The sequence below is a fragment of the Luteolibacter algae genome (genome assembly GCF_042683045.1).
Taxonomy (GTDB): Bacteria; Verrucomicrobiota; Verrucomicrobiia; order Verrucomicrobiales; family Akkermansiaceae; genus Luteolibacter; species Luteolibacter algae.
Window position 1 is genome coordinate 45,899 of the sequence record NZ_JBHUIT010000002.1, and the last position, 24,552, is coordinate 70,450.

Consider the following 24,552-nt stretch of genomic DNA (forward strand, 5'->3'; position numbering starts at 1 on the left):
GGACATTACATCGTCATGCCACCGTCGACTGCGATGACCTGGCCAGTAATATACCGGGCGGCGGGACTAGCCAGGAAGGTTACGGTTTTTGCAATATCCTCCGTTTTCCCGAAGCTTGCCAATGGAATTTTCCCGATAACTGCTTCTTTCACGTTTTCGGGAAGTTCATCAGTCATATCCGTAGTGATGAAACCCGGCGCAATCGCATTGCAGGTCACCGCCCGCCCGGCAAGCTCGCGCGCCACCGCTTTGGTAAAGCCGATAAGGCCGGCCTTACTCGCGGAATAATTCGCCTGCCCGGCATTCCCGATCAATCCGATGACCGATGCAATATTGATAATGCGGGAGTTCTCCCCCTTCATCAGAGGCCGCATGAAAGCTTTCACCGTATTGAACGCACCTTTGAGATTGGTATCCACAACGCTATCCCAATCCCCTTCCTTCATACGCATAAGCAGTCCGTCACGAGTAACGCCCGCATTGTTTACCAGGATATTCACCGCGCCGACTTCGTCTCCAATACGTTTTGCCAGAGCTTGCACCGCCTCGTGATCGGCAACGTCTACCGCATAGGATACGCACGAATCCGGGAAGGACTTATTGATTTCCTCCGCTGCAGCACCACAGCTTCCTTCACTACGGCTGATGAGCACAACTTTTGCTCCACCTTCGGCGAAAGCTCGTGCGATTTCCTGACCGATTCCTCTTCCGGCTCCGGTAACTACAGCGATCTGATTTTCGAATAACATGATTATTTCTTCTTGGGGTAAAATTTTAAGCTTGGGTGAAATTTCTTAGAAGTTTCTCGAAATTCTCGAGCGCGGTCGAGTATTTCCCGGAGAGTTCCTTATTCGGCTGGAGCAACGAATCCGGCGAGGCCTTGCAGAACGATTTCTGCAGCTCCGGAAGATCGTGACCAGCGGATGCGGCAGCGATCAATGCGGCACCAAGAGCCGCTGAGTTTGTGACCTCAAATCGCTCCACGGGGACCTGGAAGACATCCGCGACCAACTGGGCGATTCCATCATTCATCGCAGCGCCACCCGTCAGACGGACACGTCCGGTCTCAACCCCCATCCAAGCGGAATGAAGCTTCATATTCAGAAACTGACCTTCCACCAACGATCGGATTCGCAATGCGGCATCCGGACGTTCGGAAAAGTCGATAACCGGCTCCTCGAAATCAAAACGAGGAGTGATTTCCGCTCCATAAAATGGCAAGGTGATGTTCTTGCCTGCCGAAGACAACGTCTCTACCAATGCATCCTTATCGAAGGCTGACCAATCCACACCGAGCTCGTCACGGAGAGCCTCCCGGGCAAGTGAACCATTCCGGAAACAGATCAGCGACATGAATCCTCCAGCCGGATTGCCAAACACATGGCCAAAGCCCTGCGGGTCGGTCTTCGGAGTCGGCATAGCAGCAAAGAATGTGTCGCTGGTGCCGAGAGAAATCACCACCTGTCCTGGAGTCGTCGCACCCATTCCAACGAGGGACGCCGGATTATCTCCCGTAAACGGACAAACTTCGCAGTCCGGAGAAAAGCCATATTTTTCGGTGAAGTAAGAGGAAATCCGCCCCCCGGCAACCAAACATGAGCCCACCCCCGGAAGCTTCTCCGCCAGATCCGGTGCAGTCGCTTCCAACAGCTTTTCATCCCATTTCAAATCACCCAAGTTCAACAAATTCATGCCTGCTCCATCCCCGTAATCAATCGGCATTGATTTCCCCGCCAGCACAGATGCGATGAAGGAACTTACTAAATGTATACGTCTGGTTTTTTTGTAAGAATCAGGATTCTTTTTATAAAACCGTCGGATTTGAGGTCCTGTAAACCGCTCAATCGCCACCGATCCCGAGAGGACGCACACCTCTGCTGCGCCGCCCACCTGGGCCGAGATCTCAGCACACTCCTCATGTGTCGAGGTGTCCATCCAGATCGGCGAGGTCTGGCGCACCAGCGCTGGAGCGATCTGCTCCGGGAGCGACTTTCCTTTTGCTAGGCTCTCAAGCACTTCATCGAAGTTTTCGCCAAGATAAACCGAGCCATGTTGCTGACCGGAACCCGCAATCCGCTCAATGGAAGAAAGATCCGTGATTTCCGAAAGACTGGAAAACAGTGAATCCAATGCATCAAGCCACATCATCGGATCCGCGTGAACTACACCATCTTCCCCGCCCGGGATAAAACCGCTCGGCGCTTTATATTGAGGCAGGTCTTTCCCGAAATTGATCGAAGAGGAAGCGACAACCCGTCCAGTCGATGGATCGATAACCATCGCGCTGAGGGATTGGGTAGAGGAATCAAGACCTAAATACATGGGCGGAGTTTTTGTAAGAAATCAAAGCGTTCAAGCACGAACACAAAAAAAGAGCGGCTGCCTAAGCAACCGCCCTTAAAATATATTCTAAATCGTAAACTTCAGATTAGAAGCTGACGGAAAGAAGGGAACCAGCAACAAGCTCGTTGCTGTAACCTTGCGATGCTGTGGTGCCGAGGCCCCATGAGTGTGCAACGAAAGGAGAAAGTGTAGCTGTTTCTGTGAATGCCCAGTCGAGAGCAACCTTAGCGGTAAGGTGAGCGAAGTCACCTTCCTCGAAGAGGTATGCAAGAGTAGCACCTGTGTTCAGAGTGAGGCATGGGCTGATTTCGAAGCCTTTGCCAGCGGAGAGCTCAGCATAGCCGTCGTTGTCAGTTTCGATGTCCCAGAAATAGGTAAGTGCGAAGTCTACACCGAAGTATGACTGAGCAGCGGAGAAGTAAACTTCCTGTGCGTCGTCAATGGGAAGGAGGTTACGGTTGGCGCTACCTTGTTGGTTGTAGTAGTAGATGTAACCAATGGAACCTGTGAAGTAGCCAAGATCCTTGGAAACTTCAGCATAGAGGTCAAGTTCGTCAGCATTAGCATTGTTGAGAGAACCACCTGCACCTGTTGGTGACTCGAAGCTGCCATACCAAGCGCCTGCGCTAAGGCCAAGGCCATTCCATTCACCTGCTACGTCTACACCAGCCTCGATGAGGTCTTGACCAAGGTCAACACCGCGGAAGAGGTAAGCGGAAGTATAACCAGTGTGGAGTTCGTATTCGACTTCAGCCGAGGCGTTGCCAGCCACGAGGGCGGAGGCAGCTGCCAGGGCGCCAATTGTTTTGCAGTAGTTTTGCATAGTTGTTGTTGTTGGTTTCGGTTGCTGCTTGCGTCCCTGACTGGACCCTAGGGTTCAGAAAAGGATGTGCCTTGAGGTCGCACGCTGCGCACCAATGATCGAAAGAGCACCCGTTGGCAAGTTATTTAACAAAGCTAAAGGATGTGTCCAGTGAAAATTGGAACGCGGGAGCTCCCGCACGGCGGAGGTTTACGAGGGGCAGATAACCGACGCAAGATCAAATTTGGAGATTTTAAAAAGTTTCAGCCATTCGGAATCCTTTGTCCTTCAACGCATTCCAGTCTTGGCACGCAGGATGCTTCTGGGGAATTCGCTGCCCCCGAGCCAACCATCGCAAGGCCGCAGCTCACAATATCCGACAACCCCGACCAATATGACCAGACGACATCCAACAACATTGCGAGCTCTCGCTCTAGCGGCGGCAGCTTGCTTCGCCATTCCACTCATGCCGGCAACAAGCCACGGGCAGGAGGAAACAAGCCCGGCACCTACCGAACAAGTGGTCGATGCCGAGGTGACAACGGAAGCGCCTCCGGCAGAGGCAGCGGAAGAGGCCCCTGCTTATGCCAGCTATGAAGACTTCATGGCGGGCCCGGATGCAGCAATGTTTACGGTGAACAACTTGTGGATTCTCATCTCCGCCGCACTCGTATTCATCATGCACCTTGGCTTCTGTTCCGTGGAATCCGGCATGTGCCAGAAGAAGAATACGGTGAACATTCTCTTCAAAAACGTTTTCATCGTCGCCGTTGGCGCGCTTGGCTATATGGCCTGGGGCTTCAATGCGATGTATCCGGGCGACTGGGCAATCGATGGCTGGTTTGCCATGGGTAGCAGCCTGGGCAACGGTTTTGCCGACGAGGCGGGCCGCGTAGCAGGAGTTACTTCGGAATACAATCCCGGCTATACAATCTGGGCGGACTTCATCTTCCAGGCAATGTTTGCTGCCACTGCCGCCACCATCGTTTCCGGTGCGGTCGCAGAGCGTGTGAAACTCACCAGTTTCATGGTTTATGCAGCGATCCTCGTGACCATCCTCTATCCGATCACTGGCTCCTGGAAGTGGGGCACTGGCTGGCTCGACCGCATGGGCTTCGCTGACTTCGCCGGCTCCACACTCGTTCACGCTTTCGGTGGTTTTGCAGCACTTGCCGCCATCCTGATCCTCGGCCCACGTCGTGGAAAATTCACCAAGGACGGTGTCAAACCAATCCTTCCACATAACCTTCCCCTTGCGAACATCGGTGTATTCATGCTCTTCCTCGGCTGGTTCGGCTTCAACGGTGGTTCCGTTCTCAGCGCGGATCCGGAAAGCGTTTCCCGCGTGTTTGTCACCACAGCCATGTCCGGCTTCGCAGGTGGTCTTGCAGCGATCTTCGCTTCATGGATCCTCCTCAAAAAGCCTGATCTTTCCATGGCTCTCAACGGTATCCTTGCGGGCTTGGTAGGCATCACCGCTGGTGCCGATGTCATCAGCCCATGGGCATCTGTCCTGGTAGGACTGATCTCCGGCGCTCTTGTGGTCTGCTCCGTTCTCTTCTTCGATAAAATCAAAATCGACGATCCGGTAGGCGCAGTATCCGTTCACGGTGTTTGCGGTATCTTCGGCACACTTGCTGTAGCAATCTTCGGAACAGGCAGCTTCATGCCACAGCTCATCGGCACAGTTTCCATCTCGATCTTCGCCTTTGTCACTTCGTTCATCCTCTTCTACATCATCAAAGTAGTCATGGGAGTCCGGGTAAGCGCTCAAGAAGAACAAGAAGGTCTCGACGTTGCAGAGCACGGATCTCCTGCCTACAGCGACGGTCACTAATCAAATCCAGGAAACTTTCAGGAGTTTTCCCCATCCACGGGCGAGCCTTTCATGGCTCGCCCGTTTTCATTTGCCGTTAAAGCGTCATCCGCTACCTATTCCCGCATGAAGCGACAAATGCTCCGACTATTTCTGGCTCTGCTGCTAGTCTCACTGACCATTCTTGCCGCGATGATCTGGAGTGGGAAATATGATGGCAGCCCGGATCCTGCAGCCCGTTTTGAAATCGAGGCCGTGCGCCTCAAGCCGGATCGCGGTTACGTATGGCTGGAGGCACACCTGAAAAAGAGTGGCGATAAGGACCATGATCTCCGCAAACCAGTGCGACTAATTACAGGAGATGGCATCGAGCACGAGCCTGCAGATACGACCTTTTCCGGCTCACCAGAGACCGGTTTCACGGAAATATGGTTTAAGTTTTGGCTGGAGAAGAAGGCCCTCGAAGGGCCTATGGTCCTCAAGCTCAATGACGCGGAGCTGATGGTAAAATCCACCGCGGAAACTCCTGAGCTCCCGGCTGGCAAAGACACGGTTTTCAGATCATCCAAATGGAAAAAATCATGGCTTGGCTTCTGATCGATAATTCCAACAACCGCACAAAGCTACGTCTCGGGAACAGCAATGGCCTAAGCGAGCAGAGCGTTGTCTTGCCTACCCAAGAGCTTTCCGAACAAAGTTTAAAAACGCTCCTTGAAGGTATTTCCTTCAGCGCCGTTGTCATCGCATCGGTGGTGCCCGCAAAGGCGGAACTTCTGAAAAATTATTTTTCGGATAGTCATCCCTGCCATTTCCTCACCTACAGGAGCCCGCTCGGATATGGATTTGATCTCGCTGCACCAGAGCAGATTGGCAACGACCGCTTGGCAAACGCTTTAGCGCTCAAAACCCTCTACGGCGCTCCGGGAATTGCGATCGATTTCGGCACTGCAGTAACATTCAGCGTCATAGCCGAAACTGGAAATTTCGCCGGTGGGGTAATCGCGCCAGGCATGTCCGCAATGACGGATTATCTGGCCGATCGCACCGCCCAGTTGCCCTCTGTCCAGCCTTCCATCCCCAATTCCGCCATCGGCAAAACCACTTATGAGGCCATCCAATCCGGCGCGGTTTTCGGCCAGCGCGGGATGGTCCGCGAAATTATTCACGAGCTTCAGCGCGAACTCGACGGCTCACCGAAAATCATAGCTACGGGCGGCGGCGCGGAATTTCTCGCCAAAGCGCTGCCCGAAATACACCTCATCAATACCGACCTAACCTTGGAAGGAATCCGCATTCTAGCCGGAAAAATCTTCCCTGAAGATATAAGCTCCACAGTTCTCCCGTGTTAATTCGGTTTTTATATAGATCTTTTTTCCCATAGCCACTAGGCAAGTCCCCGACAATGAATGACAGTCCTTTGGCAATCGGCATCGACTTTGGTGGCACCAGCGTGAAAACAGGTGTCGTGCGGGGGCGTGAGATCATCGATCAAGCACCACCCATCGCCACCCAGGAATTTGAGACTCCTTCCGCCCTGATCAACACCATCGTCCGCACGGTCGAGGACCTGCGCCTGCGGCACCCTGGAATCCGCGCCGTCGGAGTCGGCATGCCTGGATTTGTCGATTTTGAAAAAGGCCTTGTCTTGAATCTCACCAATGTCCGCGGATGGGTGGATATTCCGATCAAACAAAAGCTAAGCGAGAAACTGAAGCTACCCGTTGCCGCCGATAATGATGCCAACTGCATGGCCTTTGCTGAATGGAAATTAGGTGCCGGCTTGGGCTACGACCACCTCATCTGTGTCTCATTAGGCACCGGCGTAGGCGGCGGAGTCATCGTCAACGGACAAATGGTTCGGGGTGCGAAATTTGGCGCTGGCGAGATCGGCCAGACATCGATCGATTATCAAGGCCGCCAAGGTCATTATGGAAATCTCGGCGCACTGGAAGATTACATCGGCAACAACGAAATCACCCGGGACGCTATGGCGGACTACAGAGCTGCGGGCATCACCCGTGACCTGGAGAACTGCACACCTGCCGCTCTCGCAGAGGCAGCACAGCACGGGGATCCCATAGCGATCGCACGCTGGAACGAAGTTGGCCGAATGTTAGCCACTGCGATGATGAATACCTGCTGGCTCCTCAATCCCGAAGCTCTCGTCATTGGCGGTGGCGTCGCACGTGCAGGCGAGTTAATCTTCAGCCCATTCCGTGAGCATCTCATGAAGCAACTCTCCGGACCCTTTAAAAACAGCTTGGCCATCCTGCCCGCCTTATTGGGACATGAGGCAGGCACCATCGGTGCCGCCGCCATGGCACTGGAACAGGTCCAGCCTTGAAAGTCATTTCAAACCCAGCACTAGAAACGGCGGTGCCTCAATCTCCCCGCCCGCTTTCTGACCAAGCAAACTCTGGTAAAGCGGACTCTCCGGACTCAGCAGCGTAATTTCCTTGTCCCCGTATTTTACCTCCAGCCCGCCACACGCTGGTGCCAACAGAAAATACGCCTTCTCACGGCTACCTTTCCGCTGGGTTTCCACCAATGCTCCCGCATCGATTTCATCCTCGTTGGTAAAATCCCTTAGTTGGAGGTTCTCAAAAATTGCCAAATTCTCCGCGAGTTCCTTTACATGCCTTGCTTGCCCCGTCGCCAGGTAAGACTCCTCCAGACTGCGGGTGTCATACTTGCTCTCCGCCTTCGATCCGGGATCCGTCGCAGCTTCATGGGCTGCCATCGCCGCCTTTGCCAAGCGGCTTAGACTCGCTCGCAGCTCCACACATATTAATTCGATCAAATCAGATTTCATCTCAGAAAAAGCAAACATCGGTGAAAAACTCAGTGGTTGCAACACATTGCCGCAAGTGGAGGCTTGACCGGATGCCCGGGGATAGGCAGTTTGTGCGCCCCGTGGGTGCCTTGGTGGCATTCCGCCGGCACAAACGAACTTACAAATCGATTAGGTATGGCTGCGAAGATTTATACAAACAAGGACGCGAATCTTACTTCGCTCAAGAAGAAGACGCTCGCCGTGATCGGCTTTGGCTCACAAGGCCACGCCCACGCGCTGAACTTGAAGGACAGTGGACTTAACGTCATCATTGGCCTCTACAAGAAATCAAAATCCCGCGAAGTTGCACAGAAGCTCGGCTTCGAGGTAATGGACACCGCAGATGCTGTGAAAGCAGCAGACGTCATCTTCGTTGCTACTCCAGATACCGTAATTCCTGAAGTATACAACAAGGACATCGCCCCACACCTCACCAAAGGTAAGACACTTCTTTTCTCCCACGGCTTCGCCGTTCATTTCAAAACCATCGAGGTGCCAGAAGATGTCGATGTCATCCTCGTTGCTCCAAAAGGCCCTGGCCATACCGTCCGCTCCCAATTCGTAGACGGCAAAGGCGTTCCAGGTCTTATCGCGGTTCATCAAGACGTTTCCGGCAAAGCCCACAAAACCGCTCTTGCATGGGCACGCGGCGTAGGCTGCACACGTGCAGGTGTTTTTGAAACCAACTTCCGCGAGGAAACCGTTACCGACCTTTTCGGAGAGCAAGTCGTTCTTTGCGGTGGTGCATCAGCACTCGTAAAAGCAGGCTTCGAAGTTCTCGTAGAAGCCGGATACCAGCCGGAAATGGCATACTTCGAATGCCTTCACGAGCTGAAGCTTATCGTGGATCTCATGAACGAATCCGGCATCGCCGGCATGCGCTTCTCAATCTCCGAGACAGCCGAATACGGTGATGTCACTGTAGGCCCGAAAATCATCGACGCTTCCGTCAAGAAGCGCATGGAGAAGCAGCTCAAGGTTATCGAAGACGGCAAGTTCGCCAAAGAGTGGACCAAGGAATACGAAACCGGCTGCAAGAACTTCAACGCACTCCGTAAGGAAGGCGCAGATCATCAAATCGAGAAGGTCGGTGAGAAGCTCCGCTCCACAATGAGCTGGATCAAGCAAACCAAGCTGAAAAAAGGTGCAAGCCAGGCAAGCTACGTTTCCTCTTCCAAGTAAGCTCCCTGAAGCAAACTAACGTTTTCATAAAAACGCCCGGTCGCCTTTTGGCAGCCGGGCGTTTCTTCATTCGGATCAGTCGATCAACGTGCCGTGGCGGGTAGCCATGCTTTTGCCCCCGCACTCCGACGGGCGGACTCCCGAAAGAACCCTGCCAATCCGGGGCGGTTTTCCAAATCCTCAATGGCTGCATCTGCCTTCGCATGCTTCCAGCGGAATCCGGCCTCTTTCAGACGGAGCGGCTCCGCCCAGCGACTTTTCAATACCAGCTCCGTTTCCGTATTCATAAAAGCGGCGCCGATCTTTGCCAGTCGCTCGCCAGCAGGCAGGCCGATCGGCATACCGACCGTTTCCCGGAAATAGCGCATCCATTCACGATTCGTCGGAAAATCCGGCGCGGTGAGGTTCACCATCCCGTCCATAAATGGCTCGCGCATCACGAACTCAACCGCACGTAGGAAATCCTCCATGTGGATCCAGCTTATTCGCTGGTCTCCATTACCGATCGCCCCGCCCAAGCCGCGGCCGGCCATCGAACTCAAGATATCATATACCGTCCCCGGTTCATTTGCTAAAACCATACCCATTCTAAGAGCGACCTTTCTCGTTTCTGCGGGGATTTTTGCAGAAAAGAACGCATCTTCCCATGCTGCGGCAACCTCATGGGAAAAGCCCTCCCCGGGCTCACCATCCCACTCATCCTGCGCACGGTCCTCCGCATGCCGATACCATGTCGCAGTGCTCGCATTCAGCCACAGCCGTGGTGGGACACGGCACTCAGAGATTGCCCGGCCGAGAACTGTGGTGGAATCCACTCTGCTGCGGATTATTTCCTCCCGATTTTGCGGGATATAGCGGCAGTTCACACTGCGTCCGGACAAATTAATCACAAGCTCAGCTCCCTCAAGCGCATATGCCCATGGGCCGATCTCCTTTCCATCCCATTCCAGGAACATTCCGTCACCACTCCATCCCTCTTTCTTTCGAGCGATGGCAACTACCTCTCTGCCATTCCTCGCAAAGTAACGGCATAGATAACGCCCAAGGAAACCATTTGCACCGATAATTACTACAGTCGTACTCATTTCGATATAATCCTCATTTTAAAAATCTCAGCCCAGTAGCTTGCTCGCCAGTTGTATCGCCAGTCCATGCTTCATCGATGAAACTCGATCCGACATCGTGGAGGCGAAACCTACAAATTCCTCCAACTGCTTGACCTGGCCGTGAAATGCGACGGCCTCCTCACTTGCCAGCCCCTTTGTCTCATCCGCACATTTCCTCAGAATTGCTAGTGCTGGATCAATCTCACGGCGTTTTCTTTCCCGGGTTATGATAGTGAAAATCTGCCAGACATCTTTCTCCGCCTCGTAGAAATCCCGCCGGTCTCCTTTCTGAACGATCATGCGAATCAAACCCCAGTTGACCAATTCCTTAAGATTGGTGTGCGCGTTTCCCCGGCTTATCGACAGCTCGTTCATCACGTCATCCGTGCACATGGACTTCGGCGAAGTCATGAGCAATGCATGAATTTGAGCCATCGTTCGGTTGATTCCCCACTGCGTGCCCAAGGCACCCCATTGGGCAATAAATTCATCCTTCGCTACCTTGAGTCGATCTCCCGCCGCATTCATATCTTTCACTAAATACTGAAAATTCTGAATTTCAAGTAATAAGAAATCTGAAGTTCATCCCAGCGCAAAAAAAGCCGCTCTCCCGGGGGAAGGAGAGCGGCTTTCGTGGAAATGTGATTAAAATATCCTAGAGAGATGCTTTCAGAGCATCGAACTTGGTGCGCTTGGCATTGAGCTCACGCTCCAAAGATTCGATTTCCTGACCGAGCGAAAGCATGGTGCTCAGTTTGTTTTGCATACTACCTTTACCACCTGCGCTGGAACCGCGGCCTGATGATAAGCCAGCATTCTTAAGCCAGGTCGCGATGGTAAGTTGGGAAATACCAAACTTCGCCGCAGCCGCACTTTGGCCGCCACGTCCGTTTGCCGCATTATAATCTGATACGAAGGAAACAACCTTGCCCTTTTCTTCAGGGGTGTAGCGTTTGCCGCGCACGATGTCTTTCTTGTTTGATGTACTCATTGCACTGCAAAGCTACAATAAGCCCTACCCCTCGCAAGCTGAAATTATATTAGTGAAAAATATGCAAGCTTAACTATTTGATCAAATCTGTTAGATCCTCTTGTGTATTGAAATCCTCAATCCAAATATCTGCTCCTTCTTTGACCTTTCCGCGCTGCACTACCCCGCCGAAACCAACCATAAGGTCTACGTCCGGCTTTGTCTCCAAATCGGAAATACCATCGCCTATCATAACTACCCTCTCCGGTAGAAGTGCCTTTTTCCAATCTCTGATGATTTCATTTTTCCCTAGGTTCCTAGTGGTTGGGTAGTCTTCTCCATATCCACAATATTCACCTAACTCATTGAAATTGAGCGGCACGGCTTCCACATGGCGGATCCCTAAATGATCGGCCAAAGGTTTGATAATAGGAGCGAAGCCCCCCGAAATGATGACCGGCAGCCACCCAGCCTCAATCACCCGGGAAATCATGGATTCCACACCTGGCACCATGGTCTCCAGATAGCATTGGCTCACTTTATCCACCATTGATTTGCTTGGCTTAATAATGTCCATTCGTTTCTTAAACACATCATTTAATGGCACCTCTCCATTCATAGCTGCATTAGTCAAATTCACTACTTCTGCAAATATTGCAGGATCTGAAAGCCTTGCTAATTCATCTATTCCTTCGATGGATGACAATGTGGAGTCACAATCGATGAATAAAATCCTGCCCCTTTTCTTGGTAAGCGGCATGACCTGAACTTCGGACATCGGTGTAACCAGATCGAATAATTCAATCATATCCTCATTTGCCAAGCGGATACATCCATGGCTAGCAGGTCGACCTATAAGATCTTCCCGGTTTGTGCCGTGGATATAAACATAGCGATCCATGGTATTGGCGTTTTCCTCATCGAGTCCGTCCAATCTTAAAATGCGTGTAAGGATAAGGTCGTCTCCCGTGATTTCTTCCGGATTCCAGGTTCCGACCGGCTCTCTGGCCACGAACTTTGTATATATGGGCTGATCACCCCCGATTTTTTCAGAGATAACAAAACGTCCCGTAGGAGTGCGCAAGCTCCCCTCCGTAAAGCCCATGCCTTTTTCCGAGGTGGAGACACTGAAGCTGCGCTTACAAATCCCATCGACAAAGACATCCAGAGTTTGCCGATCCATGGATATTTCCAGGCGGGTTGTGTGAGGTTGCGAATTATTCATAAATTAAGTAGGAAAACTGCCAGAGCATTGTGGCCACCCATGCCATGGGCAAGTTTGAAGACAGGTCCGCCGCATTCCTTCACCGCATCGGGGACGGGCCAATCGCCCGGCCCGCCTGTTCCCTTTAGATTTGGGGGGAGCTGGGATTCCGCCATGAAACGCGCTAACACCGCACTCTCCAGCAAGCCGCTGGCACCTATCGTATGGCCGAAATATGGCTTGAGCAGATGGAAGCTGATATCCGCATGATCCCGGAAAGCTTCTTGAAAAATCATCCGCTCAGCCCGAGCCTGAACCTTGGTGCCGGTTGCATGGGGGCAGATCGCGGACGGGAGCCCGGTTCTCTTTACCGCCCCGGCAATCAATTCGGGACTTCGGCCACCATCTTTCGGCACGCCCACCGGATCCCTGCCGTCTGAATTATTGGAAAAATACCCGATCTCTACCTTTCCTCTTTCTTCTTTGGATAAAGCGATGGCTGCGGCTCCTTCTCCGGGCACAAATCCATCCGTATGGGCGGAAAAGGGATTCAATTTCTCCGAACTGCCAAGCAAACCGGATGCCGCGTAGTTATCTAGCAATAACGGAACCAGAGGCAGATCCACCGCCACCACCAGTGCCCTCGTGGCTTGTCCGGAGTCCAGCAACATTTTTGCCAAACCCAATGCGTCCAACCCTGCCGAGCATCCACTGGATACCACATGATTCGGCCCGTAGATTCCACATTCGATGGAGACCGCTGTCGCCGGCTCACTGTGAATTGTATTGCTTGCGGCCATCAGCTTGAACGGCCGACGTCCCGGCCACTCACCGAGCCAACCGGCGGCATTTCCCCGGCTGGTGCCAACCACCAGGGCCGCATCCGCCAGTTCTCCCGCCATCCAGCCCGCCCCGGCCACGGCTTCTTTTGCAACGTGCAGGGCTGCCATTGATGCCGGACTCCACTTGCGATGTGTAAGAAGTTCACGCGGCGCTATCCAAGCCGCAGGATTTTCCGCCAGCGGGCTTTCGTTTCCCCATAGTTCCGAAAGTCTCCGCAGCCCTGCCTGGCCCCGGGAAATGGCACGAAAATGCATTTCAATATCCTGCCCAAGCGCGGAAAGCGCACCAATGCCAACGATGGAAATACTGTTTGCGATCACTTCCGGTAACAAGCTGGGAACGGAGCGCAACTTCAAAAGCCGTTCACTGCGGACTCCCTTGGCCAATTTTCCGATATCTCGCGGAAATAATCGTGGAATTCACCTTTGCGAAAACCTCGTTCATGCCTCATAAGCTCCCAGCTGATGAAGTCCGTATTGGAAACAATCAATGGTGGCACGCAATACCTGGAGAAGCGTGGAATTGAAGAAGCCCGGAGGAATATGGAGCATCTTCTTGCCCACCAGCTCCGCTGCACCCGCATGGAACTCTACACCCAGTTCGACAAGCCCCTTGAAGAAGCGGATCTTTCTCCATTGCGGGATGCGCTCAAACAGCGCGGTGAGGGTGTCCCCCTTCAGCATTTGCTCGGGGAGATCCATTTCCACGGCAGGGATTTTATCTGTGATGGTCGTGGTCTGATTCCGAGACCAGAGACCGAGGAGCTCGTGGAAATGATCCTGAAGGATTTATCTGCGAATTACGCATCTGCCCCCAGTATTCTTGATGTAGGGTGCGGATCCGGAGTTCTGGGGCTCACACTTGCCGCCGAGTTACCCGGTAGCCATGTGACTCTTGCCGATATCTCCTCCGATGCATTGGCTCTTACCCGGGAAAACGCAGCAAAGCTGGGAATCGAAAACGTGACCACACTGCCGAGCAATCTGTTCGGGAACGTGAGCGGGACCTTTGACGTCATCGTGGCGAATTTGCCTTACGTTCCCGAAAGCGAGGCAGAAACCATGGCTCCGGAGCTGAAACACGATCCGGCGCTTGCGCTCTTCTCGGGAGCCGATGGCCTGGATCTCATCCGGAGCTTCGTGCCGCAAGCCGTCAATTTCCTCAAACCCGGCGGCATCATCGCAATGGAAATAGGTCACGATCAGGCTTCACAGCTGCATGACATTTTGGAATCCTCCGGTTTCACGGAAATAGAAATTCGCAAAGACCTCTGCGGAATCTCCCGCTTCCCGTTTGCAAAACACCTCTAACGTCACATCAAACAACATGGATAAACTCGTCGTCCACGGCGGCTCCACCATCAAAGGAGCCATCAACATTTCCGGTTCAAAAAATGCCTCCCTGCCGATCCTGGCGGCTGCCATCCTGACGGGGGAAGACTGCATTATCCGCCGCGTTCCGGATGTTTCGGACACGAATTACATGATCCAGATCCTCAGTGCGCTGGGGGCCGATGTGGAGCGCTCTTCGGGCACCGTCCGTATCACCTGCGCCGATATCTGCGATGAGGCACCGTATGAGCTCGTCCGCCGGATGCGCGCATCCATTTGCGTGATGGGTCCCCTGCTTGCCAGGAAGGGCCGGGCGGTTGTATCTCTCCCGGGCGGCTGTGTCATCGGTGATCGCCCGGTCGATCTTCACCTCAAGGGAATGGAGGCTCTGGGTGCAAAAATCGAGTTCGAAGGGGGAAATATCACACTCACTGCTCCAAACGGCTTGAGAGGTGCGGAAATGGATCTACGTGGTGAAAACGGGCCAACCGTGCTCGGCACCGATAACGTTATGATGGCTGCCACACTGGCGGAAGGCATCACGGTCATCGAGTCCGCTGCCGCAGAACCAGAAGTCCTGGATCTGGCAAATTTTCTTAACGCCATGGGCGCCAAAATCACCGGAGCCGGCACCCGTCGCATTGTGATCGAAGGTGTGAAAGAACTCAAAGGTGTGGAGCACACTGTCATTCCAGACCGCATCGAAGCGGGAACGTTTATGGCAGCCGCAGCCCTTGTAGGCGAGGGCGTAACGCTGAACCGTGTCAACCGCGAGCATCTCAAGGCAATCACTGCAGCCATCGTCAAATCCGGACATTCCGTAGAGTTCAATGAAGCCGGGGACTCCTGCCATATCATCCGCGGAGAAAACCTCCAGGGCGTGGATCTGAACACCGCCCCCTATCCCGGCTACCCGACGGATATGCAGGCGCAAATGACCGCTCTCCTCACCACCACTCCCGGAATCAGCGTGATCAAAGACAGCATTTTCCCACAGCGCTTCATGCACTGCGCAGAACTCAAGCGGATGGGCGCCGACATCAAGCTGGACCATGGCACCGCAATCGTCCGCGGCGTGTCGCAGCTTTCTGCGGCGCCGGTCATGGCATCCGACTTACGTGCTTCAGCAGCATTGGTTCTTGCCGGATTAAAAGCGAGAGGCACTACCGAAATTTCCCGACTTTACCACATCGACCGCGGCTATGAGCACATTGACGAAAAACTCCTGATGCTCGGCGCAAAGGTCGAGCGAATCCCGGTCTAAAAGACTCAACGCAGCCTCGGGTTCAGCGCGATCTGTGCAAGATCCGCCAACAAATTCGCGGCAACGATCAGGAAGCCGTAGAAGAGCACGAGCCCTTGGATCAGGAAAAACTCCCGGTCTGTCGCAGCATTGACAAAGTGCTGCCCCATCCCCGGAATCTGGAAAATTGTCTCGATCACAAATGATCCGGATATCATCGCGGCAAAGGCGGGACCAATGAATGCCACCGCCGGGATCAGCCCGCCCTTTAGCGCGTGCCGGATGATAATCTGGCTTCCGGGCACTCCTTTCGCTTTTGCAGTGCGGATGTAATCCTGGCTCAAAACATCCAACATGCCTCCGCGGGCCAAACGCGCCAGATACGCGGCATTGATAAGGCCCAGGGTTATGGCCGGCAGAATCCAATCGGTAGGTCCCGACCAGCCGGCGACATTGAGGGACTGCAGCTTCAAGCCCGCGAAAACCGCCAACAACGGACCTATCACAAAGCTGGGCAAACAGATTCCCACCATTGCAAAAGCCAGGCAGGCAAAATCCGTAGGTGAATTTTTTCTCACCGCCGCCACCACACCGGCAGGAATCCCCACCAGAAGCGCGATTCCCATCGACGCCAGCCCCAGCGCCATCGACACAGGAAACGAGTCTCTGATCACCTCAGAAACTTTTACTCCGTCCTTACGGATCAAATCACCCATATCCTGATGAACGACCAGGTTTTTCAAATAGCGCCCATACTGGACCGGCAGCGGCTTATCCAATCCAGTGTAAGCTTTCATCCGCTCTAGAACGTGAGCCGGGATCGCTTTTTCCTCCGTGTAAGGACTGCCCGGCATGGCACGGACGAGGAAAAATGTGAGCGTGACCAAGACAAACAAGGTAAGCAGCCCTTGGAGGAAACGAGAGACGAGAAGCTTGAGCATAAAGAAAGTGGATTCAGCCGTGAGAGGGAGAGCGATGGAAGGTGGGATAGAAATTTGGGTGGGGATCTGCTCAGCGGCCCTCGCGAGCAGATTCCGGCCGTGGATCGGGAACAAGCTTCACCTTGGTATACGGATGGCTATCCAACAGCAGAGGTTCCCAGCCTTTTACCGAAGGATGCAGCAGGTAGTTTTTCCCCCACCAGGCAACGGGAGCCACCGGAGAGTCCGCTAAAAGGATCTCCTCTGCCTCTCCCAGCAGCTTAAATCGCTCCGCAGCATCGGTGCGTTGGAAGGACTCTTCGATTTTCGCTGCGAAAGGCTTACTCTCCCATCCGGTATTGTTATTGCCATTTCCCGGCATCCACATCTCCAGAAAGGTCAGAGGATCTATGTAGTCCCCGATCCATCCACCTGCGACAATGTCGTAGTTCAGATTCTGTGTGGCCACGATGTATGCGGTCCATTCCTTGTTCTCTATCTCCACCTCCACGCCCAGATGATTTCTCCACATCGCTTGGACGGCCGAAGCCAAAGTGGCTGCCGATTCCCGGGAAGCGATAAGCAGCTTCAAGCGCGGGAAGCCCTTTCCTTCCGGAAATCCTGCTTCAGCGAGCAGCTTGCGCCCACCCTCGGGATCGAAAGCCGCACCGTGCGGAGGATCATAATCCCCCATCGGTGGAGTCATTCCATACGCGGGCTCATATCCACGGAACACATTTTCACACAGCGCTTCCCGGTCGAGCGCCATACTCAGCGCCCTTCTGACGCGGGGATCGTCCAGGGGCTTGCGAGTGGTATTGAATCGATAGAGCACCGTTCCCAGATACGGTTCCTGCCGTAGCGAACCGGGATCTTCCTTCTTCATGAGATCCACCACCTCCGGCGCGGCCGTATAAGTCACATGCAGCTGGCCGTCTCGAAACATCCTCGCCTCCGTGAAGACATTGGAAATTGGCAAAAAACGGATCCCGTTGAGCGAGACATTTTCAGCATCCCAGTAATACGGATTCCGTTCGACCTCGATATGATCGTTTCTGCGGAAGGATTTGATCCGGAACGGACCATTGCCGACCAAATTCTCCGGCTTGGCCCAGTCACTACCTATTCGATCAATCGAGCCATACTGGAGGACCTTGTGCTTCGGCACGGGATACCAGGTGTAATGCTTGAGGATTTCCCGGAAGAACGGGGTCGGGCCACGCAGCGTGATCGTGAAGGTTAGCGGATCCTCAATCTTGATTCCCACTTGGGTAAAATCAGTGATCTTACCTAGATTGAAATCCTCGGCACCTTCCATGAAATATAACATCGAGGCATATTTCGCATTCAGGCCCGGCGAGAGAATTCTCTCATAGGAAAAAGCAAAATCCTCGGCAGTCAACGGCTCTCCGTCAGACCACTTCAGGCCCGGCCGCAGCCTCGCGGTCCAAACCGTTGCTGTTTCATCGGGGGTTACCTCCATGGCCACCCCGCCCGGGGTTGCCAGATCAACGGTTTGATCAAAGTTGATCAAGCCCTCGAACAATGCGCGAATGATATTGTTTTCCAATACCCCTGAAACCACCTGCGGATCGAAGCTTTTCGGATCACTGGAATTCCCCATGATCAGAATTCCATCTCGGGTAGCACGGTCCACCTGGGACTCCTTTTGGCAGGAGGCCACGATCAGGCAAAAGGCGGAAAACAGAATCAGGCGCATCATTGTCGCCAGAACAATGTCAGGTTTCCGTGGCCAATGCAAACGTGGGGAAACTACCAAATGTATTTCGCCCCGATGATCGCATTGACCCCCGGTTCGTTCTGTCCGGAACCATGCAGCCTGTAGTCGTCATCGAGCATGTTCTCCACCGCAGCTGTGAGCTGGATCTTCTCCGTAGGATTGTAGCCTGCGCGCATGGACACCACCGCATACGCGGGAGTTCCATTGACCGGGATCCGCTGGGTATCTCCGCGATCACCGCTAGAAAGGCGATCCGCCTCGGCAGAGGCGAGTAACCTGCCCTCGATCCACACAGGCATGGAAGCATGATCCCACCGTAACGCCAGCGAACCACTGAGTGGCAGAAGACGGGAAAAATACTCGTCGATCTCCGGTCCGCCGATGAAGGCTGGAGTCTCGGTCCGCCCTTCCTGCCAGGCGGCAAATCCGGAAAGAGTCCATTGTGGGAAAATCTCCCAATATCCCTCCAGCTCGACTCCGTAGACATAGCCATCGCTACCGTTTGTAGTGACAGTCGTGCCGGATCCGGAAACTACCGGAACCCCCGTAATCACATCCGATACGTGGGTGTAGAAAATGGAAGCGCTATACCCGGAGCGCTCCCGGTTCTCCCGATATCCGAGTTCCGCAGTGAGGAATTCCTCTGGCTCCACCTCGAGAGAGCCAGTGGAATTCATGCCAGAACGTGAGGTTAGATTTCCTGAAAGATCATTCAAATTCGGCGCCCTAAAGGCTTGGGAAAGCCCGCCGAAAATCATACTTTTATCGTCGACCTTATATATCGCGCGAAGCGAGGCGGATACATCATCCCATGAATCGCTCGCCGAGTGATCCATCCTGGTATTGGAATCGTAAAATTTCCCCAGATCAGCACTCGCATGGGTGAAGCGAACCCCTCCCGTGAGCTCCCATTTTTCGCCAATGGGTCTGATGTATTGAGCGTATGCACCGAAGAGGTCATACGAAGAATCATCGGCAACCGGACGATTTGTGATATCAAAGGCAAATCCTGAGCCCCGGTTCCTGGAAGCGGTAGAATCGATGGAATCATGGTAATAATCCACCCCATAGACCAACGCCCCTCCGGCAACTGCTGATTCCAATTCAAGGTCTAACCCGAGAGTATCCACTTCATAGGATTGGCGTCGGAGATCCGTCAGCGTGCGAATTTGGAACTCTGTTTCGGAGGAGGTTTGATAGGAAAGCGTTCCCGTCACCCTGCGGATCAATGCGTCCGCCTGATCATTTTCATGCGTAAAGCGCAGATATGACAACGATCTCTCCTGATCAATATCCCGGGCAATAAAACTCCCCGGCAGCGTATATGAACTTCCATGAGTCCAGCCCGGATTGTCGCGGGTGGAGTGCCACCGCGAGACATTGTCCTGATTGAAATTCTGATGCAGGAAAGTCAATGTCGTCCGCGTATCAATGGCGTAGTCAATACGGGCATCGATCGCTTGTTCCGGATAGCCCGTCCCGCGCATCAATCCTACCGCAGAGTCCTCAATATCGCCGAATTCTTTGGCGGACACTCCCAGATGAAGACCAAATTTTCCACCGATTCCGGTTTGGGTCTCCAACCGTCCCAAGTGGCTTCCCCGACCATTGCTCCGATATTCATAATACGCGGAACCGTGAGAAAACACTTCCCCTTCTTGCTCATTCTGGAAATCCGCGGACTTGGTAAATGCGTTCAGCGTCCCGCCGGCAGCGTCCGAGCCATAGAGAACAGATCCCTGTGAACGGATGAGTTCAAAGCGATCCAACGAAAAGGTATCCAAAGTATTCCAATACTGCACGGGACCGCCGCGAAAAGTCGAATTATTGAACCGCACACCATCCACTAGCAGCAAATTCTGCCTACCGGTAAAACCACGGATATAGGGAGAGCCGTGTCCGTATGCGGTTTTCTGCACCAAAACGCCGGGTGTGTAGCGAAGTGCATCCGGCAGGGTCCGGACTGTATTCTCAAGAAAATCCTCGGCACCGAATGATTCCACAGAATAAGCGGCCTCACTCAGTGGTATTTCGCTACGAGTCGCGGTGAGAACCAATGGTTCCAGATAATTCTGAGCGACCAGGGGAAAGGTAAGACATAGATAAAGCGTCGAGTGGATTTTCATGAGAGTTGGGGAAACGCACGGTCACGGGAAAAACTTAGACAAAAAAAGCCTGTGGCTTTCACCACAGGCTCTTGAAATTTATCAGCGACGATCAGCTCTCGAATTTGAGGAAATTTCTCAGATCCGAAGGCAATGGCTGCCCTGTTTTGAGCAATGAGTCGTAGAGCTTGGCTAATGACGAAGCCTGGGCCAGCAATGTGTAACCACGGGAATTTTTGTTTTGCTCTTCAGTTCCCATTGCTTTCAGCGCTGTCTGAACTTCTTCGTTATCATAATAAATACGAAGCGCATTGAAGATTGCCTCTTGGGCAATTTCCTCGGAAGCCCCGGCGTCTGCGGTCATTGCAGTATTATAAGCCAGCAAGGCCTCGTCCGGGCGCTTGAGGTTTTGCAAAGCAAGACCTTTGCAATAGGCGACCTGCGCACGCTGATAATCCGGGAGGTTTTCGTTCGCTCTCTCTTCCGCCATCGACAGGAGGCGATCCCAGGCTTTGGTTCTTGCAGCGTCCCACATCACATAAAGATCCAACTGACGCAGATGGTAATCCCGCACCAAAGGCTCTTTGCTGAAATTTTGAAGAGCCCTCGAAAGTCCTTCGTAATCACCAAGCTTCCTCATGCATTCCATCTCGTAGAAAGCCGACAGAGTTGAGTAATTACCCTTCAGGGTTTCTACTGGTTTGGAAAACTCCTTGTATTCAGCAAATTTAGCCTGGGCTGTCTTGTATTTGCGCGATTCGAAAAGGTCCATCGCTTCGGAAAACGCTGACGGTTCCTTTAGATAAATCAGAGAAAAATCATTGATTTTACCATCTGTGTGATCCGTGGATACCGCAGTTTTCTTATACCGGATACTGGTCTTCGTAGCTGCCAGAATCCATGCGTTGATCGTCCCGCTGTCGCTGGAAAGAATTGCCTCGGCTTGGAAATCTTTCTGCGCCATTGCAGAGATCGAAAATGCTGGCACCAGAAGTGCAAGAATGAGTTTTTTCATAAGAGGAATGATAGTTATTATGCGAATGATTTAAGCAGGTCCCGTAGATTATCTGCGCTTCTTCGCGGCTTCTTCTTTTTCTTTTTTGATTTGCTCAACTGACTTGATGTTTGGATCAGCCTCGTAGGTTTCCGTAAGTGTCTCCACCGCTTCCCACAACTTTAGATCGCCTGGAGAGAGCTTGTCTTTAAAACGACCGGTGAGCTCAATGTAGCGATGCCCGCCTTCGTAAGCTCCCTGCCTGTCTGAAGGAACTTGTGGATCGCTCGACTGGTTGTTACGCTTATGCGAGAGTTTCATCCATGCTTCGATAGCCGGAGCGGATACCTTGACATAGCCCATATGTGCGGACCAGACTTTCACATACATGGAGATCGCGTCATCGATCATGTCACGCTCTTCAAAGCTCTTGGCGAGAATGTAACCAACTTCCGGAGAATACTTCGTAAAGCCGTGAACTTCACCAGCTTCCTTGTCGCGGTTGAGATACTGGTTGGCTCTTTCAGCAGCTTTCGCGTAGTCGCCTTTTTTCATCAAAACCTCGATGATCCGGAAGAGGGCGAATTCACGTTGTCCCTTTTCGTCGGATTCCTTGAAAATGCGCTCGAAGTCCTCGAGAGCCTTATTGAGGTCCGCATCCTGGCTGGAATTCCCGTATACATCTGCGCGGCCCAAGAGGGCGGCAAAGTTATAGGATTTATCGGGCCGCTTGAGAGCCTCATCGTAATAAGGAACAGCTTCCCTCGGAGCGGAAGTGTTGGTGCGGAGATAGTCTCCCAGTTTAACCAAAATGTAATTGGATAGATCCTTGAACTCAAAGTCCTCTTTCAGGTTACGGAAGAGCACTTGGATCATAGCCTTCGCGGCCCGTTGCTTGTCGGCATTCTCATTATTTTCAGCAACTTTTTCGAACACGCCGATCACCGCGATACGGAGTAATGCGCGGGCAGCCTTGTCCTGAACACTGATACCCGGGAAATTGTAGTAATGTTCTTTGAGTTCCTCAGGTGTGTATTTCTTCAGATAAGCTTCCGTGTAGGAATTGATTGCCGCTTCCAACCCATACGCTTCCGGCATCTTCGCCATGGTGGAGATAACCTTTTGAAGTCGCTCAAGTGATTCATCATCACGGCCTGCCGCTGACATAGGAGCCAACTGGGCAACCGCCATCTGGGCATTGTATGGAGATCCTGCAGAATATTTTTCCCAATAAAGATCAGCAAAGGGGACCGCCTCCTTGAGTTTTTCCTTGGAGTCATCACCTTCCGGCTGATCACCAATCAATGCGACCAGGTAGTAAAGCGCCTCGCCAGCGACACCGCCGTGACCACGGGCCTCTGCAAGTTCCAGAGCCTTTTTATAGGATTCCTCAGCCTCTTCGAGTTTATCCTCTCCCTGCATCACATTGCCCTTGAGATTGTAAGCCTGGTCTGTGATCGGTGAATCAGGAAACTCCTTGATGATACGATTCAGTTTCTCAAGCGCTCCTTCCGGCTGCTCTTCAGAATAATGAGCATTCGCCCGGTCATAGAGTGCGAGCGGGATGTAGGTCTGATCCTTGGCATCAGAGTATTTGGTCAAGAACGCATCCAGTTGGCTGGCTGCTTTTGTCCAAAGCTGGAGCCGTGAGGTGTTGGACGCTTGAAAATAAGCGGAAGTGAGCGCGAACAAGCTCTCCGGATACTTCTCAACGTGCTGATCCAAGATCGGCTCCGCCTTTTCGTATTGGCCGGTATAGAAATAGGAACCTCCCAGGACAAACAGGGCGAGATCATGCTCGGGAGTCTCTTCCTTCGCTTTGTTGTTCTCGATGATATCCGAGGCGATTTCGATACTCGTTTCGTATTTGCCATCGAAGAAAAGCGAAGAAAGCAACATTTTCTGAACATTGGCATTATGCTCGGAATTTGCGAATTGCTTGCTGAAAAGCTCACCATATTTCTTGGTGGTTTCCACGTCACCGAGGATGGAAGACGTCCGGACGAGGTTGTAAAGATTGTCCTCACGTTTTTCGGCCTTCGGATAGTGGGTTTCCAACTGTAGGTATGCCGCGTAGGCACCCGGGACGTAGCCATTCGCCTCATGGAGGTAAGCGATGGCAGCCAGTTTGATCATCTCAATGGATTTTGAGCTACGCTGTTCGGCTTCGAGAGCAGCAAGCTCCTTTTCCATGCTTGCCTTGTCCAATTGAGTCGCGCCATCGGCAAAACGAGGCAGCGCTCCCATGGCATTGATTCTGGCGCGGAGATCATCGATCGCCACCTGGGTGGAAGGGACAAACTGATAAAGATTCAGGGCGAGTTTGGGCATTTTCGCGGCGATCGCATCTCCGGCGAGTTTCATGAAAAGTTTTGAAAACCGCTGCATTTCAAATGGCTCAACAATCAGCTCACCGCGATTTTTCTCGATGAAATCAAGCGCCGTTTGCTCATCCTTGGCGGCAACCGCTGCAGCGACCAACGCTTGGAAACCGGAAACGATCGCAGCACGTGGAGTGGGAAAAGTATCTTTGTTTTTGATGGAGATCTCGAGATGCTCGATGCCCTCTTCCATCTGTCCCAAACGGAAAAAGCTGATTGCCAGATTGATATGGAAGGCGCCCTGTGGGTAGCTATCACGCGCCTTGTCGCGTTCCTGGATGAATTTTTTCCACTTCTCGATCGCTAGCTCATATTGGCCCGCAGCCATCGCAGCTTCACCCCACTTCAGAAGTGCTTGCTTGTTGAAGATGTTCTTACCCTTGGTATTGCCTTCATTCGGAAAGTCTTTGTAGGTGACCTCAAAGGATTTCATCGCATCCTCATACTTCCTGAGCTTTAGCTCGCTGATCCCCTTGCGGAACCAGATGACGCCGAACTGCGGACCGTGGAGCTGGAGAGCGGTCTCGCCGCCGAAGCGCTCGACTGCCTCGGCGTTGAGAGCGAGTGCCTGCTCCCAATTTCCTTCGTTCATGGCCTGGAGGCCTTTATTTACAAGTGATGGCAGATCATCTTCCTCTGCCGCGGCTAGAGGTAATGACGTGGCAACCAGAGCGAGAGCCAGAATGAGTTTTTTCATAAAAAAGAATCGGGAAAGGGGGATTAAATTCAGGCGAAAAT

21 protein-coding genes are annotated in these 24,552 nt (G+C 52.9%); 7 read left to right on the plus strand and 14 right to left on the minus strand.

Going from position 1 to position 24,552, the window contains the following annotated elements:
* Positions 1-5: 5 nt before the first annotated feature.
* From fabG to ACFSSA_RS01500, 3 genes are all read right to left on the minus strand, one after another.
* The gene (gene fabG, locus ACFSSA_RS01490; protein ID WP_386817997.1) at positions 6-749 is read right to left on the minus strand and encodes a 3-oxoacyl-[acyl-carrier-protein] reductase; all 744 of its coding nucleotides are present in this window, start codon (positions 747-749) and stop codon (positions 6-8) included.
* 25 nt (positions 750-774) lie between these two features.
* A complete protein-coding gene (locus tag ACFSSA_RS01495) occupies positions 775-2,322 on the minus strand; it encodes a xylulokinase (protein WP_386817998.1) in 1,548 nt (515 codons plus the stop codon).
* A 106-nt stretch (positions 2,323-2,428) separates the two neighbouring features.
* Positions 2,429-3,166 (minus strand): TorF family putative porin, encoded by a 738-nt coding sequence (locus ACFSSA_RS01500; protein ID WP_386817999.1) that lies wholly within the window; start codon positions 3,164-3,166, stop codon positions 2,429-2,431.
* Between the two features lie 373 nt (positions 3,167-3,539).
* Between ACFSSA_RS01500 and ACFSSA_RS01505 the strand changes: the two genes are divergently transcribed.
* The 4 genes from ACFSSA_RS01505 (at position 3,540) to ACFSSA_RS01520 (ending at position 7,305) form a co-directional block, all read left to right on the plus strand.
* Entirely contained in the window at positions 3,540-4,982 is a 1,443-nt protein-coding gene (locus ACFSSA_RS01505; protein WP_386818000.1) for an ammonium transporter, read from the plus strand.
* Positions 4,983-5,099: 117 nt separating this feature from the next.
* The gene (locus tag ACFSSA_RS01510) at positions 5,100-5,558 is read left to right on the plus strand and encodes a hypothetical protein (protein ID WP_386818001.1); all 459 of its coding nucleotides are present in this window, start codon (positions 5,100-5,102) and stop codon (positions 5,556-5,558) included.
* On the plus strand, positions 5,543-6,310 hold the full coding sequence (locus tag ACFSSA_RS01515; RefSeq protein WP_386818002.1) for a type III pantothenate kinase: 768 nt from the start codon (positions 5,543-5,545) through the stop codon (positions 6,308-6,310). The genes ACFSSA_RS01510 and ACFSSA_RS01515 overlap by 16 nt, the downstream gene beginning before the upstream one ends.
* Before the next feature lie 53 nt (positions 6,311-6,363).
* Complete coding sequence (locus ACFSSA_RS01520) at positions 6,364-7,305, plus strand: ROK family protein (protein ID WP_386818003.1); 942 nt, start codon at positions 6,364-6,366, stop codon at positions 7,303-7,305.
* A gap of 3 nt (positions 7,306-7,308) precedes the next feature.
* Here the strand turns inward: ACFSSA_RS01520 and ACFSSA_RS01525 are convergent, their stop codons facing one another.
* Entirely contained in the window at positions 7,309-7,773 is a 465-nt protein-coding gene (locus ACFSSA_RS01525; RefSeq protein WP_386818004.1) for a transcription elongation factor GreAB, read from the minus strand.
* Between the two features lie 156 nt (positions 7,774-7,929).
* Between ACFSSA_RS01525 and ilvC the strand changes: the two genes are divergently transcribed.
* The gene (gene ilvC, locus ACFSSA_RS01530; protein ID WP_386818005.1) at positions 7,930-8,976 is read left to right on the plus strand and encodes a ketol-acid reductoisomerase; all 1,047 of its coding nucleotides are present in this window, start codon (positions 7,930-7,932) and stop codon (positions 8,974-8,976) included.
* An 83-nt stretch (positions 8,977-9,059) separates the two neighbouring features.
* Here ilvC and ACFSSA_RS01535 read toward each other — a convergent pair whose 3' ends face one another.
* The 5 genes from ACFSSA_RS01535 to ACFSSA_RS01555 all read right to left on the minus strand — a co-directional run bounded on the left by ACFSSA_RS01535 (position 9,060) and on the right by ACFSSA_RS01555 (position 13,485).
* The gene (locus ACFSSA_RS01535) at positions 9,060-10,061 is read right to left on the minus strand and encodes a TIGR01777 family oxidoreductase (protein WP_386818006.1); all 1,002 of its coding nucleotides are present in this window, start codon (positions 10,059-10,061) and stop codon (positions 9,060-9,062) included.
* A 27-nt stretch (positions 10,062-10,088) separates the two neighbouring features.
* A complete protein-coding gene (locus tag ACFSSA_RS01540) occupies positions 10,089-10,610 on the minus strand; it encodes a GbsR/MarR family transcriptional regulator (protein ID WP_386818673.1) in 522 nt (173 codons plus the stop codon).
* A 127-nt stretch (positions 10,611-10,737) separates the two neighbouring features.
* Positions 10,738-11,073 carry a hypothetical protein gene (locus ACFSSA_RS01545; protein ID WP_386818007.1) on the minus strand — a complete coding sequence of 112 codons (336 nt, stop codon included), beginning with the start codon at positions 11,071-11,073 and terminating at the stop codon, positions 10,738-10,740.
* Positions 11,074-11,146: 73 nt separating this feature from the next.
* Positions 11,147-12,277, minus strand: a complete 1,131-nt coding sequence (locus ACFSSA_RS01550; RefSeq protein WP_386818008.1) for an HAD-IB family phosphatase — start codon at positions 12,275-12,277, stop codon at positions 11,147-11,149.
* Positions 12,274-13,485 carry a beta-ketoacyl synthase N-terminal-like domain-containing protein gene (locus ACFSSA_RS01555; protein ID WP_386818009.1) on the minus strand — a complete coding sequence of 404 codons (1,212 nt, stop codon included), beginning with the start codon at positions 13,483-13,485 and terminating at the stop codon, positions 12,274-12,276. The genes ACFSSA_RS01550 and ACFSSA_RS01555 overlap by 4 nt, the downstream gene beginning before the upstream one ends.
* Before the next feature lie 78 nt (positions 13,486-13,563).
* Here ACFSSA_RS01555 and prmC point away from each other — a divergent pair, with 78 nt between their 5' ends.
* Entirely contained in the window at positions 13,564-14,409 is an 846-nt protein-coding gene (gene prmC / locus ACFSSA_RS01560) for a peptide chain release factor N(5)-glutamine methyltransferase (RefSeq protein ID WP_386818010.1), read from the plus strand.
* Positions 14,410-14,425: 16 nt separating this feature from the next.
* Positions 14,426-15,694 carry a UDP-N-acetylglucosamine 1-carboxyvinyltransferase gene (murA, locus tag ACFSSA_RS01565; RefSeq protein ID WP_386818011.1) on the plus strand — a complete coding sequence of 423 codons (1,269 nt, stop codon included), beginning with the start codon at positions 14,426-14,428 and terminating at the stop codon, positions 15,692-15,694.
* Positions 15,695-15,699: 5 nt separating this feature from the next.
* On the opposite strand, the gene ACFSSA_RS01570 is transcribed toward murA, so the two are convergent.
* The 5 genes from ACFSSA_RS01570 to ACFSSA_RS01590 form a co-directional block, all read right to left on the minus strand.
* A complete protein-coding gene (locus tag ACFSSA_RS01570) occupies positions 15,700-16,614 on the minus strand; it encodes an ABC transporter permease (RefSeq protein ID WP_386818012.1) in 915 nt (304 codons plus the stop codon).
* 70 nt (positions 16,615-16,684) lie between these two features.
* Complete coding sequence (locus ACFSSA_RS01575; protein ID WP_386818013.1) at positions 16,685-18,316, minus strand: peptide ABC transporter substrate-binding protein; 1,632 nt, start codon at positions 18,314-18,316, stop codon at positions 16,685-16,687.
* 50 nt (positions 18,317-18,366) lie between these two features.
* Positions 18,367-20,460: a TonB-dependent receptor plug domain-containing protein gene (locus tag ACFSSA_RS01580; RefSeq protein ID WP_386818014.1), complete on the minus strand. Its 2,094-nt coding sequence runs from the start codon at positions 20,458-20,460 to the stop codon at positions 18,367-18,369.
* 91 nt (positions 20,461-20,551) lie between these two features.
* Positions 20,552-21,454: a Mul1B family putative transporter subunit gene (locus ACFSSA_RS01585; RefSeq protein ID WP_386818015.1), complete on the minus strand. Its 903-nt coding sequence runs from the start codon at positions 21,452-21,454 to the stop codon at positions 20,552-20,554.
* A gap of 48 nt (positions 21,455-21,502) precedes the next feature.
* A complete protein-coding gene (locus tag ACFSSA_RS01590; protein WP_386818016.1) occupies positions 21,503-24,511 on the minus strand; it encodes a tetratricopeptide repeat protein in 3,009 nt (1,002 codons plus the stop codon).
* Positions 24,512-24,552 lie beyond the last annotated feature (41 nt).

Excerpts from the sequence above, each read along its gene's own strand:
- ACFSSA_RS01535 (WP_386818006.1), bottom strand. The coding sequence starts at position 10,061 with ATGAGTACGACTGTAGTAATTATCGGTGCAAATGGTTTCCTTGGGCGT.
- prmC (WP_386818010.1), top strand. The coding sequence starts at position 13,564 with ATGAAGTCCGTATTGGAAACAATCAATGGTGGCACGCAATACCTGGAG.
- ilvC (WP_386818005.1), top strand. The coding sequence starts at position 7,930 with ATGGCTGCGAAGATTTATACAAACAAGGACGCGAATCTTACTTCGCTC.
- ACFSSA_RS01585 (WP_386818015.1), bottom strand. The coding sequence starts at position 21,454 with ATGAAAAAACTCATTCTTGCACTTCTGGTGCCAGCATTTTCGATCTCT.
- ACFSSA_RS01580 (WP_386818014.1), bottom strand. The coding sequence starts at position 20,460 with ATGAAAATCCACTCGACGCTTTATCTATGTCTTACCTTTCCCCTGGTC.
- ACFSSA_RS01495 (WP_386817998.1), bottom strand. The coding sequence starts at position 2,322 with ATGTATTTAGGTCTTGATTCCTCTACCCAATCCCTCAGCGCGATGGTT.
- fabG (WP_386817997.1), bottom strand. The coding sequence starts at position 749 with ATGTTATTCGAAAATCAGATCGCTGTAGTTACCGGAGCCGGAAGAGGA.
- ACFSSA_RS01590 (WP_386818016.1), bottom strand. The coding sequence starts at position 24,511 with ATGAAAAAACTCATTCTGGCTCTCGCTCTGGTTGCCACGTCATTACCT.
- ACFSSA_RS01550 (WP_386818008.1), bottom strand. The coding sequence starts at position 12,277 with ATGAATAATTCGCAACCTCACACAACCCGCCTGGAAATATCCATGGAT.
- ACFSSA_RS01525 (WP_386818004.1), bottom strand. The coding sequence starts at position 7,773 with ATGAAATCTGATTTGATCGAATTAATATGTGTGGAGCTGCGAGCGAGT.
- ACFSSA_RS01505 (WP_386818000.1), top strand. The coding sequence starts at position 3,540 with ATGACCAGACGACATCCAACAACATTGCGAGCTCTCGCTCTAGCGGCG.
- ACFSSA_RS01500 (WP_386817999.1), bottom strand. The coding sequence starts at position 3,166 with ATGCAAAACTACTGCAAAACAATTGGCGCCCTGGCAGCTGCCTCCGCC.
- ACFSSA_RS01515 (WP_386818002.1), top strand. The coding sequence starts at position 5,543 with ATGGCTTGGCTTCTGATCGATAATTCCAACAACCGCACAAAGCTACGT.
- ACFSSA_RS01545 (WP_386818007.1), bottom strand. The coding sequence starts at position 11,073 with ATGAGTACATCAAACAAGAAAGACATCGTGCGCGGCAAACGCTACACC.
- ACFSSA_RS01575 (WP_386818013.1), bottom strand. The coding sequence starts at position 18,316 with ATGATGCGCCTGATTCTGTTTTCCGCCTTTTGCCTGATCGTGGCCTCC.
- murA (WP_386818011.1), top strand. The coding sequence starts at position 14,426 with ATGGATAAACTCGTCGTCCACGGCGGCTCCACCATCAAAGGAGCCATC.
- ACFSSA_RS01570 (WP_386818012.1), bottom strand. The coding sequence starts at position 16,614 with ATGCTCAAGCTTCTCGTCTCTCGTTTCCTCCAAGGGCTGCTTACCTTG.
- ACFSSA_RS01510 (WP_386818001.1), top strand. The coding sequence starts at position 5,100 with ATGCTCCGACTATTTCTGGCTCTGCTGCTAGTCTCACTGACCATTCTT.
- ACFSSA_RS01520 (WP_386818003.1), top strand. The coding sequence starts at position 6,364 with ATGAATGACAGTCCTTTGGCAATCGGCATCGACTTTGGTGGCACCAGC.
- ACFSSA_RS01540 (WP_386818673.1), bottom strand. The coding sequence starts at position 10,610 with ATGAATGCGGCGGGAGATCGACTCAAGGTAGCGAAGGATGAATTTATT.